This window comes from Affinundibacterium danionis (genome assembly GCF_042432465.1).
Taxonomy (GTDB): Bacteria; Pseudomonadota; Gammaproteobacteria; order Burkholderiales; family Burkholderiaceae_D; genus Undibacterium; species Undibacterium danionis.
This window is the reverse complement of sequence record NZ_JBHLXJ010000008.1, coordinates 23,201-40,346: the sequence shown is the minus strand read 5'-3', so window position 1 is coordinate 40,346 and position 17,146 is coordinate 23,201. Positions and strand designations below refer to the sequence as shown.

Here is a 17,146-nt window from a genome sequence, read left to right as displayed (position 1 = left end):
AATCCCTAGATGAGCCATATCAAAAGACTCAATACTTTCAATATGAACTTAAAAAATACCGTACCCATTCGTACCCATTGATAGATCTACATCCAACCCTACAAACAAAAACAGCGTTCAATTTGCATTGAACGCTGTCTGCTCGATAAAACGACTAAATTAATTACAACATCTAAGCCGTTGTATTAATATTACGCCCCAAGTTAGGTGGTAAATTTGGCACTGTATTGGCAGTAGAATTAGGAATAGCCTCGATTAATGCAGTCGCACTATCTTTACTGATATCTATTGCCTTCTTCAGCACCGCAATGCTCACTTCTTGACTAACACCTACATCGGCCATCGTAGTTGCAGTTCTCGCAATTCCGGAAACATCCATGACAATTCTCCTTATCTATAGTGCCATTAACGGCTAAAACTTAAGAATACTTTAGGCACTTTTTCAAATTCTTTTTCGCGACAGGTTTTATTGTCTAGACGTCTATCAAAATCCCATCCTAATTTCTCAAGAACAATTGAATCGACCTTTAGTGAGATTGCTTAATAACCAATTCAAAATCAGCTCAGTTTGGTTCAAATCCATCCAAATAATGTGCTCAGGACAATCCTCTGGGCGTGTCACATCGGACGCAACAGCGACTACATGTTGATCATTTGGGTAAATCGCAGGCTTACCCAAGACTGGACGAAATACTTCCAATTTGGAGATAGGCGCCCATTTATAACCTTCAATCAAGGTTAAATCAGCTGGGGCAAGACGTGTCAACAATTCGGACAAATCAGGTTCCGGTGTCGCAGACAATTCGTGAACAATGGCATAACGAAAAGGTGACGCTAATAAAACCTCTTGCGCACCCGCACGCCGCAATCGAGCGCTATCTTTATGCTCTGGCTCTAAAATCACATCATGATGACTATGCTTGACCAAATTGACGCGTTTGCCATGGGCGGTAAGTCCTGTGAGGAGTTTTTCAAGCAAGCTCGTTTTACCACTTCCCGACCAGCCCACCACACCCAATAACGCAGTTTCCATGTTTTTACGCCAGCAAATAAAAAAGGGAGTATAGCGAATACTCCCTTTTTCACTGAATAAAAATTTAAGTCACATTACGTACGACGCATTTATAGTTTGATTTACTTGTTCAAGATCAAGTTGCACGAATTCGTATTTAAACCGTTCATCTGGCGCGGATCAACCACTATTGCGCAAGCCCGCCGCGATACCATTAATTGACAAATGAATCCCACGACGCACGCGCTCATCCTGATCGCCTTGACGATAGCGTTTTAGGAGTTCAACTTGTACATGATTTAAAGGCGATAAATACGGGAAACGATTGACGATAGAACGCTTGAGCAATGGGTTATCGGACAATAAATCATCACGACCTGAAATCTGCTTCAAAACAGCAATTGTCAAAGCATGCTCGGCTTCTAGACGTGGGAAGATGCGATTACGTAATTCCTCATCTTTCACTAATTGCGCATAACGACTCGCAATCCCGATATCGCTCTTCGCCAACACCATTTCCATATTCGACAACACAGTCGAGAAGAACGACCAATCTTTAAACATCGCATGTAGAGTCTGCAAACCATTGCTTGGATTCGCGTCTAAATACTGTTTCACTGCACTACCAAATCCAAACCAGCCTGGTAGCATCAAGCGGCATTGTGACCAACTAAACACCCAAGGAATCGCTCGCAAATCTTCAATCGCAGTCGATTTCTTACGTGACGCAGGACGGCTGCCAATATTCAAGCCAGCAATTTCAGAAATCACGGTCGATTCCCAGAAATACTGTTCAAAACCTTCGGTATCGTACACCATATTTCGATACGCTTTGAAGGCGTTTTCGGACAAGGCTTCCATGGTCTTGAGAAATTCTGGACGTGGTACTAATTCCGTATGCGAGAGCAAACTCGCTTCCATCGTTGCTGCTGCCAAGACTTCTAAATTGCGACGCCCCACTTCGGGATTCGCGTATTTTGCGGTGATGACTTCACCTTGCTCAGTCAAACGAATTTGGCCTTGGACCGCTCCCGCAGGTTGCGCCAGAATCGCTTGATAGCTAGGACCGCCACCGCGACCAACGGAACCACCACGACCGTGGAATAAGCGCAAACGCACTTGATGCTTGGCGAAGACTTCGACCAAATCAATTTCAGCTTTGTACAATTCCCAACCGGAGGTTAAGAAGCCGCCGTCTTTATTACTATCTGAATAGCCGAGCATGACTTCTTGCGCATTATTTCGACTCGCCAACAAACGTGCATAAGCCGGAATCGCAAACAATCTATCCATCGCAGGCGCGCTATTTTGCAAATCACCTATCGTTTCAAATAGCGGAATAATATTCACATCGAGACGCGCTTCGGCTGGATGCAATAAACCAGATTCTTTCAACAGCAATGCGAGTTCCAACATATCGGAAACACCATCAGTTTTCGAGATGATGCAATTCGGCACTGCGCCCTTACCGTAACGCTGTTGCGCTGTACAAGCCGCACGATAAATCGCCAGCTCAGATTGAGTTTCTTCGGAATACGTTAGATACGGTGACGCCAATGGGCGTGAAGAACTAATTTCAGCCACCAAGACTTCAATCCGCTGATCTTCATTCAATGACAAATAATCCATAGTTGGATTCGCTGCTTTGAGCAACTCTGCCACCACGCGCTCATGTACGTCAGAATTTTGACGCAAGTCTATCGGTGCGAGGTAGAAACCAAATACGCGAACCGCACGACGCAAATGACGCAAGCGACCACGGGTAATACCGATCGAGCCATTGTCGGATAAAGATTGATGAATCACATCGAGATCGGCGACTAATTCTTCTGCGCTAGCATACGCATCGGCGATACCACAAGGTGCGATTACAGGATCAAGTCCCAGCAAGTTTTTAAAGGTACTTGCCAAGCGAGCATAAACGCCGCTGACTGCCAAACGATACGGCTCGTCCGCACGATGTGGTGAGTGATCGGGAGATCGTTCAGACAATGCCACCAATTCTGGAGATACTTTCACCAGCAAGGTCGCCATCGACAATTGCGAACCCAGCGTGTGTAACTCTTCCAAATAGAATTTGAAAGCACGCGTCGATTGCATGGTTAGCGTTTTTTCCAACACACTGGCTGTCACAAATGGATTACCATCACGATCGCCACCGATCCAACTGCCCAATCGCATAAAACTTGGTAACTCCGTCTTCTCGAAACGCTTATCTTTACTTGCGAGTAAATCTTCCAAGCCTGCATACAAATGCGGCAATTCGCGCAAGAAAGTATAGTCGTAAAAACTCAGGCCATTTTCAACTTCATCGAGCACGGACAGTTTCGACATACGCAACATACGCGTCTGCCACAAAGTCAATACTGCACGTTGTAAAGCATCTTCGTTAGCGCGTGATTCTTCTGGCGTCAATTGCATACGATCACGTTCATCCAATAAACGCGTGATCACCATTTGGCAATTCAAAATACTCTTACGCTGAACTTCTGTAGGATGCGCGGTCAATACGGGACTGACTTCGGCGGTTTGAAAAAAATTGGACAGATTTTCTGCCGCATTCTCGCCCGAAAATAAAGTCTCTATCGTATGTGCCAAACTGCCACGACGCGGCGCCGAGCCGGCGATCAAGTGGGCGCGAGTACGACGAATATGATGCTGATCTTCCGCTAAATTCACTAAGTGGGAAAAATAACTGAAGGCACGAATCAAATGCGTGGTCTGATCATTGGTCAGCGTATCTAAGGTGTTTTCCAATTCTGCACGCGCCGCGACATCGGCATCGCGACGAAAACGAATGGAGTTTTGACGTACCGTTTCAATCAGCGAAAAAACTTCTTCACCGTGTTGATTTCGCACCGTGTCACCCAAAATGCGCCCAAGGCGGCGGATGTCTTCACGGAGGCTCTGGTCTTTATCGTCAGCGATATCGTTCATGATCAGCTTTAAATGGTTTTAGGGAATATGAAAAGTAATTAGTTTATGCGAGTTGGTGCAAATAAAAAGTTAAAACATCTTAACAAAGCTCATCGTGCTTTGGCTGGTATATCAGCTTCAGTCAATATAAATCAAATGCCTACATTTCTTGTTGAGGAAAATGGCCATAGATCAAAAAGAAACTCCTCGTTATTTTGGACTGGAACAACTGGCAATTCCAATTTCGGTTGGTCGTTTTCTCGAGGGTCTCCGCGTCGACTCCCTTCTCCCGCGAGCGGGAGAAGGGTTGGGGATGAGGGTGATTCAGAAAATGGCTGATTATTAAAGTCGTCCAAGCTGATTATTGACAAATTATAGCGTCGATATAGCGTGTATCATCTGCTGAACCGCCCTCACCCTAGCCCTCTCCCGCTTGCGGGAGAGGGAATTACTCACGTTAACGATGACGCTTGGTCAATGCTTTTAACAAACCCTTAGTCGAACTATCGTATTCTTCCTTCACCGCCGCAGGATCGAGGCTGATCAATTGTTGCGCCAAGGATTTACCCAATTCGACACCCCATTGATCAAACGCATTGATATCCCAGATCACCGATTGCACAAATACTTTATGTTCATATAGCGCGATCAATGCGCCAAGTGAGCGCGGCGTCAATGAATCGAGCAACAAAGTCGAGGTCGGACGATTGCCTTCAAACACACGTGGCGCCAACATTTTTTCAGGTAAATCGCCTAATTCTGCACGCACTTCATCGATGTTTTTACCCCATGCCATCGCTTTTGATTGCGCGAAGCAATTCGCTAACAAAGCTTGGTTATGACCTGGCAAACCAGCATCGTCATCGGCAACAACAATAAAATCTGTTGGAATAATTGTCGCGCCTTGATGCAACAATTGGAAGTAAGCATGCTGACCATTGGTACCCGCCTCGCCAAACAAAATCGGTGAGGTCGTGTAATCGACGCGCTGACCTTCACGCGTGACCGATTTACCATTACTTTCCATTTCTAATTGTTGCAAGTAGGCTGGCAAGCGTGTCATGCGTTGGTGATACGGCGCGATGGACAAAGCTTGTAAGCCAAGGAAATTGATATTCCAAACGCCAATCAATGCCATCAAGACGGGTAGATTTTGCTCTAACGGCGCTTGCGCAAAATGCAAATCCATCTCGTGTGCACCAGCCAACATCTCTTCAAAACGATCTGCGCCAACGTATAAAGCAATCGACAAACCAATCGCGCTCCACATCGAGTAACGACCACCCGCCCAATTCCAAAATGGGAACACATTTTCTTCTGCAATACCGAAGGCAGCCGCCGCTTTCACATTAGTACTTAACGCGACAAAATGTTGACGAATTTGATCTTCAGGACAACCATGATTCAACATCCACTCACGTGCTGTACGGGCATTGGTCAAGGTTTCCATCGTCGTGAAAGTTTTGGACGCGACCACGATTAGTGTTGTTTCTGGATCGGCGTTTTCTAAAGAATCAGCTACGTGGCGACCATCGACATTCGAGACAAAATGTAGCGACAGATTTTTTTGCGACCATGGTGCCAAAGCGATGCAAGCCATTTGTGGACCGAGATCCGAACCACCAATACCGATATTGATAATCGTGCGAATTGGCTTACCGGTGTAACCCAACCAGCGACCTTCGCGCACGGCGTCACTGAAGCTACGCATCTGCGCTAAAACACTGTGCACATCCGCCGCAATATTTTCGCCATTGAGCATGAATTTCTCGCCCTTAGGCAAGCGCAATACCGTGTGTAAGACGGCGCGATTTTCCGTATTATTAATTGCTTCACCACGCAGCATCGCATCACGACGTGATTCCACTTCTTGTTGGCGCGCTAAGGCTAACAAATTGAGTTTCGCCGTCGTGTCCATGCGTTGTTTGGAATAGTCCAACAACATGCCGCAAGCAGAAGCAGAAAAGTGCGTAAACCGCTGCGGATCAGCGCGAAACAACTCTTTCAAGCTCGACATATTATTCGCGCGTTGCTGTAACAAACACCACAATGGAGTACGAGAAACTGAGATAGCCATGATCAAACAATCTGAGAAAAATGAATTAAAAACCGAACTACTAAAATTTACTTACCTGCCGCCGCTGCCTGCGCTGCCAATTGTCCAATTGCCGCCCAATCATTTGTACTGATCAAATTCGCTGGACACATCCAAGAACCACCAACACACAAAACATTCGATTGCTGCAATAAAGTCGGCGTCGATTCCACCGTAACACCGCCAGTCAAACAAAACTTCACATCAGGAAATGGTCCACCAAGTGCTTTGGCCATCTTCACGCTGCCAACGATATCGGAGGGAAATAATTTGACGACATTGAATCCATTTTCCAAGGCCAGCATCAAATCACTCGCACCACCCACACCCGGGAAATAAGGCAAACCAGACTCGGCAGCCGCTTTTGCCAATACTGGCGTAATCCCTGGACTGATACCAAACGCCGCACCCGTATTACGTACCGCATCGAGTTGCGCTGGCGTCAAAATCGTACCTGCACCAACGGTCACTGTTGGACAAGCCTTTACCACTTCACGCAGGACTGTCATGGCGTTTGGCGTGCGCAAAGTAATTTCAACCGCAGGCAAACCATTTTCTGCCAAGGTCGTCACGCAACGAATCGCTTGATCCACGTCATCGGTTACCAAGATAGGCAGCACGCGTACTTGTGCCAGTTGAGAAATAATCGTTGCTGTCGTTATCATAGTCGTCTCAATATGAAAATTAAATTAGCCTGAATTAAATAAACAAAGTCGAAGCGCCCTGCTCTGGCGATGTGACGACGCGACGTTGCGCGACGAACAAATCACGTCCATAGCCGTAGCTGCTATCGATACCGATACTTGGATTTGTACGACTTGCCCACACTGCGTCATCGACCAAAGCACGCAATTCACCGGTATGCACGTTCAGTTCAATCATGTCACCATCACGTACTTTACCGAGTGGTCCACCTTGTGCGACTTCAGGACTCACATGCAAAGCGGCTGGAACCTTGCCCGACGCGCCAGACATACGGCCATCGGTGACTAAAGCAACTTTATAGCCTGCCGACATCAGACTGCCGAGCACAGGTGTGAAGTGATGCAGCTCCGGCATACCGTTCGCTTGCGGACCTTGGAAAATCACCACCGCGACGAAATCTTGGTTCAATTGTCCAGCTTTATACGCATTTACCAGTGCGTCTTGTGATTCAAACACTTTTGCAGGTGAGCGCACTATCCAAGCGTCTTCCGGTACGGCGGAAGCTTTCACGATGGCTCGACCTAAATTACCTTGCAATAAACGAAGGCCACCTGTTGCAGCAAATGGCTCATCGACATTACGAACAACCGCTGGATCGCTGGATTTTTCTGGATGCGCAACAAATGCCACTTTTCCATCTTTTAATTCTGGACGTGTTGTATGCGAGGCCAAACCTTGGTCGCCAAATATCGTCATCACATCCGCATGCATCAAGCCTTGCGATAACAATTCGCGAATCACGAAAGTTGGACCACCTGCATCTTCGAAGGCATTGACGTCCGCAGTGCCGTTCGGATAAACACGTGTCAATAATGGAATCACTGAAGACAATTCATCAAAATCTTGCCAATCAATGAGGATGCCTGCCGCACGTGCTACCGCAATCCAGTGAATTGTGTGATTAGTTGAACCGCCCGTCGCTAACAAAGCAATCACCGCGTTCACTATCGTTTTTTCATTCACCACGTGACCGATAGGACGATAGTCGCCGCCCGCTTCTGTCAACTTCAATACTTGCTCAACTGCTGCATCAGTCAAGGCATGGCGTAATGGATCGGATGGGTGTACGAACGCCGCGCCTGGCAAATGCAAGCCCATCGCTTCCAACAACATTTGATTACTATTCGCAGTACCATAGAAAGTGCAGGTGCCCGCGCTATGATAGGCCGCACTCTCTGCCGCCAACAATTCTTCTTTAGTCGCTTTACCTTGGGCATAGCGCTCGCGTACTGCTGCTTTTTCTTTATTCGACAAACCTGAGCCCATAGGACCGGCGGGAATAAATACTGTTGGCAAATGACCGAAAGCCAAAGCGCCAATGAGCAAACCCGGCACAATCTTGTCGCAAATACCCAAACACAAAGTCGCATCGAAGGCATCGTGCGACAGAGCAATCGCGGTCGCTTGCGCTATCACATCACGCGAGAACAAAGACAATTCCATACCTGGTCGGCCTTGCGTGACACCATCACACATCGCTGGCACGCCGCCTGCCACCTGCGCCGTTGCGTTAAAGCGCAGTGCGGCTTCCTTAATCTGATCAGGGTAAGTGGCGTAGGGCTGATGGGCGGACAACATATCGTTGTAGGCTGTCACGATACCGATATTTGGTTTTTGCGCCTGATTCAGCCAGATTTTGGTTTTGCTATCCGCTGCCGCATTCGCATGTGCCTGATTGGCGCATGACAAGCTGGCACGGCGAGGGCCACGATTGCGTAATTGCTCTAGGCGAGCCAAGTATTCCGCACGCAAAGTTTTGCTACGCTCAGTAATGCGCTGCGTGACTGCATCAACCACCGTGTTGATTGCAACTTGTTGAGTTTGTTGTCCAGAAGTCGTCATAGTTTTGTGGGGGTATCTAATTCGAATAAGTGAAAGATAGCACAAAAACAGAAAAATACTGTAACAAACTTTCAGAAAAGCGATATTTTTTCATTTAGAACATAAAAACCGTCAAAAAAATCGTAATGAAACTACATTTTTGAAGAAATATGGTTTAAGCTATGGCATAATTTATGACGTTAACTAAGCATCAAACGAATCTAAAATTTAAACCTCTCACCAATTAAAATTATTCGGAGTCCACATGACTACATTTGTATTGTTTGGCGGTACTGGCGATCTGGCAAAACGCAAGATCATTCCTGCACTGTACAGCGCGTTCGTCAATGGACGTCTCGATCCCGAATTTAGTTTTATTGGTGCAGCACGTGAAGCCTTAAGCGACGATGACTTCCGTACCCGCGTTGCAGCTAGCATAGAAACCTATGCGGCAAAGGCAAATGGCACGGCCGAGCAATTGGCCGCCTTTTTAGCACTGACTGGCTACGCAAAAATTGATGCAAAGGTGCCGACTGACTTCGACGCATTGAAAGCGCGTGTGAACGCTGACACTACCAAAGCAAAATTATTTTATTTGGCGATCGGCCCGGATATTTTTATTCCCGTGGTAGAGCAATTATCCAAACACGGCTTGGTAGAAGGCAATGCGCGCGTGGTGGTTGAAAAACCTTTGGGTCGTGACGCCAAATCTGCCAAAGAAATCAATACCGCACTGCGCACGTATCTAAACGAAAACCAAATCTATCGTATCGATCATTACCTCGGTAAAGAAATGGTACAAAATTTATTTGCCCTGCGTTTTGCCAATTCCTTCCTTGAGCCATTGTGGAACCGCAAGTGGATACAAGACGTGCAAATCTCGATTTCCGAACAAGTCGGGGTAGAAACTCGCGGTGACTTCTACGATAAGACTGGTGCCTTGCGCGACATGGTGCAAAACCACTTATTGCAATTAGTGTCTATCGTGGCAATGGAACCGCCTGTCAACGCCAATCCTGATGCGATCCGCGATGAGAAAGTCAAAGTCTTACGCGCACTACGCAAATTCACAGCCGACGATGTAGCGAAGAAAACCGTACGTGGACAATACCGCGCAGGTGCTGTGGACGGCAAACCCGTCATCGGCTATCAACATGAACCCGGCGTACCTACTTCTAGCCGCGCTGAAACCTTTGTCGCAATTCGCGCTGAGATTGATAACTGGCGTTGGGCCGGCGTACCCTTCTACTTACGCACAGGCAAACGTATGGCAAGTCGTTGCGCGGAAATTACGATCAATTTCAAACCAATTCCTTATTCCATTTTCGGTAAAGGCCAAGGCCCCTTGCGTTCGAATCGCCTGGTTATTACGTTACAACCAGAAGAAAGCGTGCAATTGTTTATGAAGGCGAAAGAACCGGGCGAAGGTATACGCTTATCCGACGTGGCTTTGAATTTGGATTTTGCTGAAGCATCGAATTTGCGCCGTGTCGAATCCTACGAGCGCTTGTTGCTCGACGCCTTGCATGGCGACTTGACTTTGTTCGTACGTGACGATGAATTGGGTGCGGCATGGGAATGGATCGATCCAATTATGTCGGCTTGGGACAATGATGCAGAAGGTTTGAAATCCTATATCGCAGGCAGTTGGGGCCCAGCGGCAGCAAGTTACTTATTAGCGCAACACGGAGCAGCGTGGGGCGAAGAGTATGTGGAAGGCTAAGTAAATAATGGAAGCCGTAATCAACACAAGTACCAGCACGCAAGCAGCTCACAATATCAATAGGAATAGCGTTCTCATGGCCAAGCACCAACCCGACAATCAAGCGCAATTCCGCCGCTTTGAGAATTTTACTGAACTCACTCACACATTGGTGAGTGAATGGATGCATTTGATTGACGATGCCAGCCAGAGCAAGCGCACTGCGGCGTTCGCCCTAGCGGGCGGCTCCACGCCAGCACCAATCTATCGCGAACTCGACCAAGCGCTAGCGCAACGCGCAACGGCGAATGTACTATTGACCGCTACTGATGAACGCTGGGTGCATGACAATGATCCACAAAGTAATGAAGGTTTGTTCAAGAAATGTTTATCACAAAGCGTTGGCAAACAATGGCATCTAGTCTCCTTAAAAAATGCTGCGAACACACCGGAAGTGGCAATGGAAGCGATTAACGAGCGCTTACAAAAACAACTCCCAGAACGCTTTTGCGCAGTCTTGTTGGGCATGGGCGCTGACGGCCATATTGCGTCATTGTTTCCCGGCGCGCCAGTACAAGCCGATGGTTTAGACTGTCTCGCTGCGGTCCATCCGCAAACCCATCAAACACGTATTTCTTTGTCTTTGCCGCGCATATTACAAACTGAAAAAATCTGGTTGGTCATTACCGGCAATGAAAAACGCGAGGTCTTTGAAAACGCATTGAGCAGTGATCTGCCTATCGGTAATTTATTAAAACAGGCACAATGTCAGATTGAGGTTTTTTGGTGTCCGTAAGCAATGAGTGCTGTTTTGAATTCACTACGAAACAGCAATGAAAGCGCGTCCCATAAGCTCGCACTTTCTTTAAACGTATATTCATTTTGACTTGATCAGCAAAACAAATCGTCAGAGACAAAAGGTAACCACACCATGGTCAACGTTCTTTCCAATAAAAATACCACGACCAATAATCCTCCAGAAAAAGGTTTATTAGCACGCATACGTGTCGCCAGCACCGCATTGAGTCGTGCTGAACGTCAAGTTGCTGATTTTCTTTTACAGAAACCGCACGATGCATTAGAGATGTCGATACGCGTGTTAGCGCAAGTGTGTAATGTGAGTGAGCCGACCGTAGCACGCTTTGCCCAGTCACTAGGTTTTGATGGCTTCAAATCCTTCAAACTCGCCTTTGCAAAAAGCTTGGCAACCGGCATTCCCTACTTGCATCTCGATGTGAATCAAGCGGATCAAGTCAAAGACGTTTTACCCAAAGTGTTTGATCGCACCATCGCTGCCTTAATGGAAGCGCGCAATAACGCGAATAGCGCGACTTTTGAAGCAGCGGTCAATTTGTTGGCACGTGCTCGTCGGATTGAATGTTATGGCCTTGGTTATTCGGGCGCATTGGCCATTGACGCGCAGCTCAAATTCTTCCGCTTTGGCATTCCCACGACGGTATTTTGTGATGCCCATTTGCAGGCGCAATCGGCAAGCTTGCTCAATAGCGATTGCCTCGTCGTCGCCTTCTCTCGCACGGGTCGCACGCGCGATTTGATCCGCAGCGTCCAATTAGCAAAAGATACTGGCGCTAAAGTCTTGGTCTTATGCGCCAGCGGTGGTCCACTCGCCGAATTGGCCGATGTACATATCAGCGTGGACGTGGAAGAAGATCCTGATATCTATACACCAATGACCTCGCGCTTAGCGCATTTGACTTATATCGACGCCCTCGCGGTAGCAGTCACTCTACTACGAGGTCCAGCAGCGATAGATATGTTAGAGCGTGCCAAAGCAAGTATTTCGGAAAAGCGTTTAGTCTCTAAGCTTGATGAAGCGGTTTAATACCCTCAGACGAAACAAAAGATTACAACAGTCTACAAAAATTAATCAAAAACCATGCACTAAAGTCTCAAATTCTGGCAAGCTGCTTTTGTACTTATTCTATCTTTGAAAAGGGAGTAGCTTTAATGACCCATTCGACCCATTCGACACATTTAAGCTTGCAGCAAGTTACCGAAAATCTAAAAGATCTTCCCACTCTGCCCGCCATCGTGATGGAGTTACTCAATAGTTTGGAGCAGGAAGATACCGATATCGGTCTATTGGCGCAAAAGGTGACTCAGGATCTAGCGCTCACCGCCAAGACTTTGCGCTATGCGAATTCTCCGTTTTATTCAACCTTAGTCAAAGTCACCACCATACAACAAGCAATCTCTTTGCTTGGTTTAGAAACCGTAAAGCAGATGGTGTTATCAGCTGCGCTATCAGGCTGTTTTCCAGAGAACAATTGTCAAGGTTTTGATCACAAAGCATTCTGGCGCCATTCCAACGCCGTTGCATTTGTTTCCAAGCTGATCGCTAGACGCATGAACTTTAACGAAGATGTCGCTTTTACTGCTGGTCTATTACACGATATTGGTTTGCTCGCGCTAGTGAGTTTATACCCACGCGAATTCGAACAGGTCATCGTATATCGAAAAGAGAACTTAGCAACACAATTCGAAGCGGAGCGAAAAATACTAGGAATAGACCACGCTGCAGTAGGCGAGGCACTAGCAGTAGAATGGAATTTTTCTGATGTGATGAAGAATGCTATTGGCGGGCACCACAATCCAGATCGACCTGGTATTGGTTTTTTAGCTTCTGTGATTCATGTGGCAGATGGTGTTAGCCATATGCTGAGTAGAAATGCAGGTACAACGGAACAAACCATTTCAGTCTCAGTGGTGTCGTGGAATGGGCTCAATCTCGATCAAGCCTCCTTGGACACCTTAATCGAAGAAGCCACTATTCGATTCAAGAAATTAGATCAAGTTGAGCTATAAGACAAGCTCAACTTAATCATTACGCTGATCTTGCATTAGTAACTCGGTGACCATGACCGCTTGAACTTTGTCGGTCTTTAATAACAAATTAAATTTGCGCTTTAATTCTTCTTGTAGTTCAAGCTTGCCCTCAGTTGTACGCAAGGTCGCCACTTCAGTCGTGCTTAATTCCTTGTGGAAATGGGCATTCAATAAAGCCTGATTTTCTTTCAGCCAATCCTCATCACCTGCGGTCACTTGAACCGTCACCGAGAGCCTTGCTACAACGCCAGAATCATTTACTATGGTCTGCTTCAATTCCACATAAGTTGGCGACACTTCCACAGTAGAACTACGACGAGCTTGATAAATAAAAAACGCCATCGCGCCAAATACGAATAAAACCAATACCGTCGCATAGATAGTAAATTTATCTTGCGTCGCATTCTTTTTTTCAGCTTTGGTATTCGTTCCTGATTTTTTGACTATCAACGTCCATCCTCCTCAGGATTTAGCAAGTGCTCATTTACTTTTTTACCTGAATATTATCGGAATCAAATTGCTGTGGATTTTTACCGCTAAATCCTGCATAAAATTGCTTGATTAAAATCATATCCTGTTCAATGTTGCCGCAAGGATAGAACAATTTTCCCACGCCGCCAATCTTTTCTTTGAAATCGACATAACCCAAACCAAGCGGCACACCTGCCCCTTGCGCAATGTAGTAAAACCCGGTTTTCCAGCGCGTCACTTTACCGCGTGTACCTTCCGGTGGCACGATGACTAATAATTTTTCATTCTGATTAAAAGCTTCGATGGTCGCTTCAACCAAGTTGCCCGCACGAGAACGATCCACAGGAATCCCGCCCAACCAACGCATCATTGCGCCCAAGACTGGTGGAAACAAACTAGACTTCCCCATCCAATACACATCCAATCGCAATACAAAACAAATCATCAACGCGATAGGAAAATCCCAATTACTTGTGTGCGGTGCCGCGATCAAAACACACTTTTGAACATCGGCAGCAGTAGCATCGACGCGCCAGCCCATTAGCTTTAAGATCAGCATGGAAATCCAACGCATGATGGTGTTGATAATTGGCGTCTTAAAGATAGTGAAATGCATAGGGTAATCGCTTTGCAAGCAAAACTACATAAACAGAAGGGAGAACAGAAAACTATTGAGCAAGACTGTTCTTACTTCGGTTTGCGTTATTTTTTACTTACGGTTTCAAGGTGAGAGTTTTTATGATGTTGTTGTATTCATTTGACCGACTGCTTTGCAGCATTCATTCTCACCAAGCTCACGGAGATTGAAAAATACTGCGATTTATTTCTTGGAGACCCAAGACAATAGTTCATCCCATTGTGCCAAGTCTTTCTCTACTTTAGACGGCGCCACATCCCAAAGTGTCGCGCCGTGTGCCGCTAATTGAATATAGTTCTGCGTGTCGCGCAAATAGCCTAAAACAGGCAAACCAAGCTGCGTAACATAATGTGCCAATTGATCCGCTGCTTTAGTACGTGCATTGACGCGCATTCCCAATACACCGACTTCACATTTCTCATCACGCTTCGCGAGTTTTTTTAAAAAATCCTCGGTCGCCAAGATATCAAACATAGAGGCTTGAAGCGGTACAACCACTTTATGGGCGATTTTTAAAATGGCATCGAGCTTATTTCCCTTTATTCCAGCTGGAGTATCAATCACGACATGACTAGTGCCTTTTGGTGGCTTGACGATATTACCGTCTGAGATTTCCCAACCCGTAATCACCGGTAAATGCGCAGGCCGCAACGACAGCCATGCACGCGATGAATGTTGGGCATCGGCATCACCAAGCATGACTTGATGGCCTTGTGAGGCAAAATAACCCGCTAAATTGGTTGAAAAGGTACTCTTACCAACGCCGCCTTTAGGATTCATCACTGCGATCACAAGCATAGTTATTCCTTATCGAGTCAACAAATTAGAATCAAGAAATTCTACCAACCGCAATGCTAGCGATACAGCAACACATAAAAAAAGAAACTCAGGAATTTTCTAAATCAGGCACTAACAAAGCCACGTGTTCCGACTCCAAATAGCACCATTCTCCTTCTTCCAAGCCCAAGCTAGCCAAAGTTAATTGTCCGATTGCCGTGCGTGTTAAGGCCGCACAGTGATTTCCAGCTGCCGCCAGCATGCGTTTAACTTGATGGTATTTTCCTTGTTCTAACACAATTTGCAACTGAAATTCAGCAATCTGAACACAGCTTTGCGCCGCCAAGGGCGCTGGCTCATCATGTAATTGCACGCCAGACAATAATTTTTGCACGAGTTCGTCGGTTACTGGCTCAGCGGTAGTCGCAACATATAATTTGGGAACATGTCTTTTGGGTGATGATTGCGCATGTATAAATGGGCCATCATCCGACATCAATAACATACCCGTCGTATCATGATCCAAGCGTCCGACCGGTTGTACATCGCGCCAAGCGAGCTGCTCTGGCAATAAGGTTAACACACCTGGATGATGCGAAGGCTTACGCGAACATTCAAAGTTTGCTGGCTTGTTCAAACATAAATACACATGTTCACGGTAAGTCCATTCTTCTTCAAAAATAGTAAAAACCAAGCCCTGCGTTTCGATTAGCTCTTTGTAGTTATCGTGCACCACGCCGGCAATAGAAACCTCACCGTCCTCAATCAACTCACGACAATACTTACGGGTACCGAAGCCTTGCGATTGCAGAACGCGGTCAAAGGACAATTTACTCATAGAAAAATGCTCAAAAAATGCAAGCCAGCATTTTACCTGCTAAGGATGACTAGAAGCAAAAAAGCCTGCACATGCAGGCTTTTCACAGACAGAAAAATAGTCATCAAGCACTAACAGGGACACCAAACGGGGCATCGACGGCATGACTTTGCCCAGTAAACCATTTTGGTCCTTGCTCTGTCACATAAAAATGATCCTCTAAACGAATGCCAAATTCACCATCCAAACAAATCATTGGCTCATTGCTAAAGCACATACCTGCCGCAAGCGGGGTTTTATTTCCCTTCACCAAATAGGTCCACTCATGAATATCAAGTCCAATTCCATGTCCAGTACGATGTGGCAAACCTGGCGTTTTGTAACCTGGGCCTAAACCCGCGGCCTCCAATACACGACGTGCAGCCGCATCAACCTCTTCGCAAGGGACGCCAATTTGAGCAGCATCAAATGCTGCGGCTTGTGCCGCTTTTTCTAAATCCCACATACTACGTTGACGCGCGGTCGGCTCACCGAATACATAACTACGCGTGATGTCTGAATGATAGCGCTCTATCATGCAGCCAGTATCAATCAGCACCATATCACCTTCCTTCAGATACTGAACTCCGTCAGGTCCATGCGGAATCGAGGTCGGCAAGCCAAAGCTAACGATGCAAAAAGTCGAACTGCTGCCACCAAATGCGCGATGTGCTTGATTGATAAAATCTGCCACTTCAATGGATGAAATGCCTTCACGTAGAATTTTTGCGGTACGTCTTTGTACTTCAAGTGTGATGTTTTTCGCGGCCTGCATCAGTGCAATTTCATTCGCTGATTTATGCATACGGCATTCTGCTGTAATCACCATACCATTCACGATGGCATAAGATGACAAAGCTTGACGCAAGCCATCCGCAATAAAAAACGGCGCAGCTTCATCTAAAGCCACTTTACCTTGCAAGTTTTCATCTTTAAGAATTTGCGCAACCAAGACGTATGGATTTTCATCTTCTTCCCATAAGCGAATATCTGCATGATCACCGAGCGTCTCGCGTAATTTTGAGTCTTCAAAGGCGGGACTCACAAAGATTAATTTACCAGAGTTGGTCATTACCGCGCCCACCAAACGTTCACTTTGGTACCACGACAAACCCGTGAAATAATACAAGCTAGTACTCGCGCTTAAGACTAAAGCCGCGATCCCTTGCTGTTGCATTAAATCGCTTGCTTTATCGCGTCTTTGTTGACGCTCTTGGTTGGTAATTGGACGAACGTGTGACAGATCTTTGGCAATGCCAGCCAATTCTGCTGCCGCATTTGAGCCACCAATTGAACGCATGATAGGT

At 46.4% G+C, this 17,146-nt stretch carries 15 protein-coding genes; 4 read left to right on the top strand and 11 right to left on the bottom strand.

The window, feature by feature from the left end; genetic code table 11:
* Positions 1–172 precede the first annotated feature (172 nt).
* The 6 genes from ACFFJH_RS07480 to edd form a co-directional block, all read right to left on the bottom strand.
* Entirely contained in the window at positions 173–379 is a 207-nt protein-coding gene (locus ACFFJH_RS07480) for a YjfB family protein (RefSeq protein ID WP_390211385.1), read from the bottom strand.
* Positions 380–505: 126 nt separating this feature from the next.
* Positions 506–1,033: a molybdopterin-guanine dinucleotide biosynthesis protein B gene (mobB, locus tag ACFFJH_RS07475; protein ID WP_390211383.1), complete on the bottom strand. Its 528-nt coding sequence runs from the start codon at positions 1,031–1,033 to the stop codon at positions 506–508.
* A 159-nt stretch (positions 1,034–1,192) separates the two neighbouring features.
* A complete protein-coding gene (ppc, locus tag ACFFJH_RS07470; protein ID WP_390211382.1) occupies positions 1,193–3,949 on the bottom strand; it encodes a phosphoenolpyruvate carboxylase in 2,757 nt (918 codons plus the stop codon).
* Between the two features lie 436 nt (positions 3,950–4,385).
* Positions 4,386–6,005, bottom strand: coding sequence for a glucose-6-phosphate isomerase (gene pgi, locus ACFFJH_RS07465; protein ID WP_390211380.1), 1,620 nt, complete (start codon positions 6,003–6,005; stop codon positions 4,386–4,388).
* A gap of 47 nt (positions 6,006–6,052) precedes the next feature.
* Complete coding sequence (gene eda, locus ACFFJH_RS07460) at positions 6,053–6,688, bottom strand: bifunctional 4-hydroxy-2-oxoglutarate aldolase/2-dehydro-3-deoxy-phosphogluconate aldolase (RefSeq protein WP_390211378.1); 636 nt, start codon at positions 6,686–6,688, stop codon at positions 6,053–6,055.
* A gap of 34 nt (positions 6,689–6,722) precedes the next feature.
* Positions 6,723–8,570 carry a phosphogluconate dehydratase gene (gene edd / locus ACFFJH_RS07455; protein WP_390211376.1) on the bottom strand — a complete coding sequence of 616 codons (1,848 nt, stop codon included), beginning with the start codon at positions 8,568–8,570 and terminating at the stop codon, positions 6,723–6,725.
* Between the two features lie 244 nt (positions 8,571–8,814).
* Between edd and zwf the strand changes: the two genes are divergently transcribed.
* The 4 genes from zwf to ACFFJH_RS07435 all read left to right on the top strand — a co-directional run bounded on the left by zwf (position 8,815) and on the right by ACFFJH_RS07435 (position 13,077).
* Positions 8,815–10,272, top strand: a complete 1,458-nt coding sequence (zwf, locus tag ACFFJH_RS07450; RefSeq protein WP_390211374.1) for a glucose-6-phosphate dehydrogenase — start codon at positions 8,815–8,817, stop codon at positions 10,270–10,272.
* Positions 10,273–10,348: 76 nt separating this feature from the next.
* A complete protein-coding gene (pgl, locus tag ACFFJH_RS07445; protein WP_390211372.1) occupies positions 10,349–11,047 on the top strand; it encodes a 6-phosphogluconolactonase in 699 nt (232 codons plus the stop codon).
* A gap of 135 nt (positions 11,048–11,182) precedes the next feature.
* Positions 11,183–12,094 (top strand): SIS domain-containing protein, encoded by a 912-nt coding sequence (locus ACFFJH_RS07440; RefSeq protein WP_390211370.1) that lies wholly within the window; start codon positions 11,183–11,185, stop codon positions 12,092–12,094.
* A 125-nt stretch (positions 12,095–12,219) separates the two neighbouring features.
* Positions 12,220–13,077: an HDOD domain-containing protein gene (locus tag ACFFJH_RS07435; RefSeq protein WP_390211368.1), complete on the top strand. Its 858-nt coding sequence runs from the start codon at positions 12,220–12,222 to the stop codon at positions 13,075–13,077.
* Between the two features lie 12 nt (positions 13,078–13,089).
* Here the strand turns inward: ACFFJH_RS07435 and ACFFJH_RS07430 are convergent, their stop codons facing one another.
* From ACFFJH_RS07430 to ACFFJH_RS07410, 5 genes are all read right to left on the bottom strand, one after another.
* Complete coding sequence (locus ACFFJH_RS07430; protein ID WP_390211367.1) at positions 13,090–13,548, bottom strand: flagellar basal body-associated FliL family protein; 459 nt, start codon at positions 13,546–13,548, stop codon at positions 13,090–13,092.
* Between the two features lie 34 nt (positions 13,549–13,582).
* Positions 13,583–14,185 carry a lysophospholipid acyltransferase family protein gene (locus ACFFJH_RS07425; protein WP_390211366.1) on the bottom strand — a complete coding sequence of 201 codons (603 nt, stop codon included), beginning with the start codon at positions 14,183–14,185 and terminating at the stop codon, positions 13,583–13,585.
* Between the two features lie 204 nt (positions 14,186–14,389).
* Positions 14,390–15,004, bottom strand: coding sequence for a nucleotide-binding protein (locus tag ACFFJH_RS07420; RefSeq protein ID WP_390211365.1), 615 nt, complete (start codon positions 15,002–15,004; stop codon positions 14,390–14,392).
* Positions 15,005–15,092: 88 nt separating this feature from the next.
* Entirely contained in the window at positions 15,093–15,821 is a 729-nt protein-coding gene (locus tag ACFFJH_RS07415) for a pseudouridine synthase (RefSeq protein ID WP_390211364.1), read from the bottom strand.
* Positions 15,822–15,924: 103 nt separating this feature from the next.
* Positions 15,925–17,139: a M24 family metallopeptidase gene (locus tag ACFFJH_RS07410; RefSeq protein ID WP_390211363.1), complete on the bottom strand. Its 1,215-nt coding sequence runs from the start codon at positions 17,137–17,139 to the stop codon at positions 15,925–15,927.
* Between the last annotated feature and the right edge of the window lie 7 nt (positions 17,140–17,146).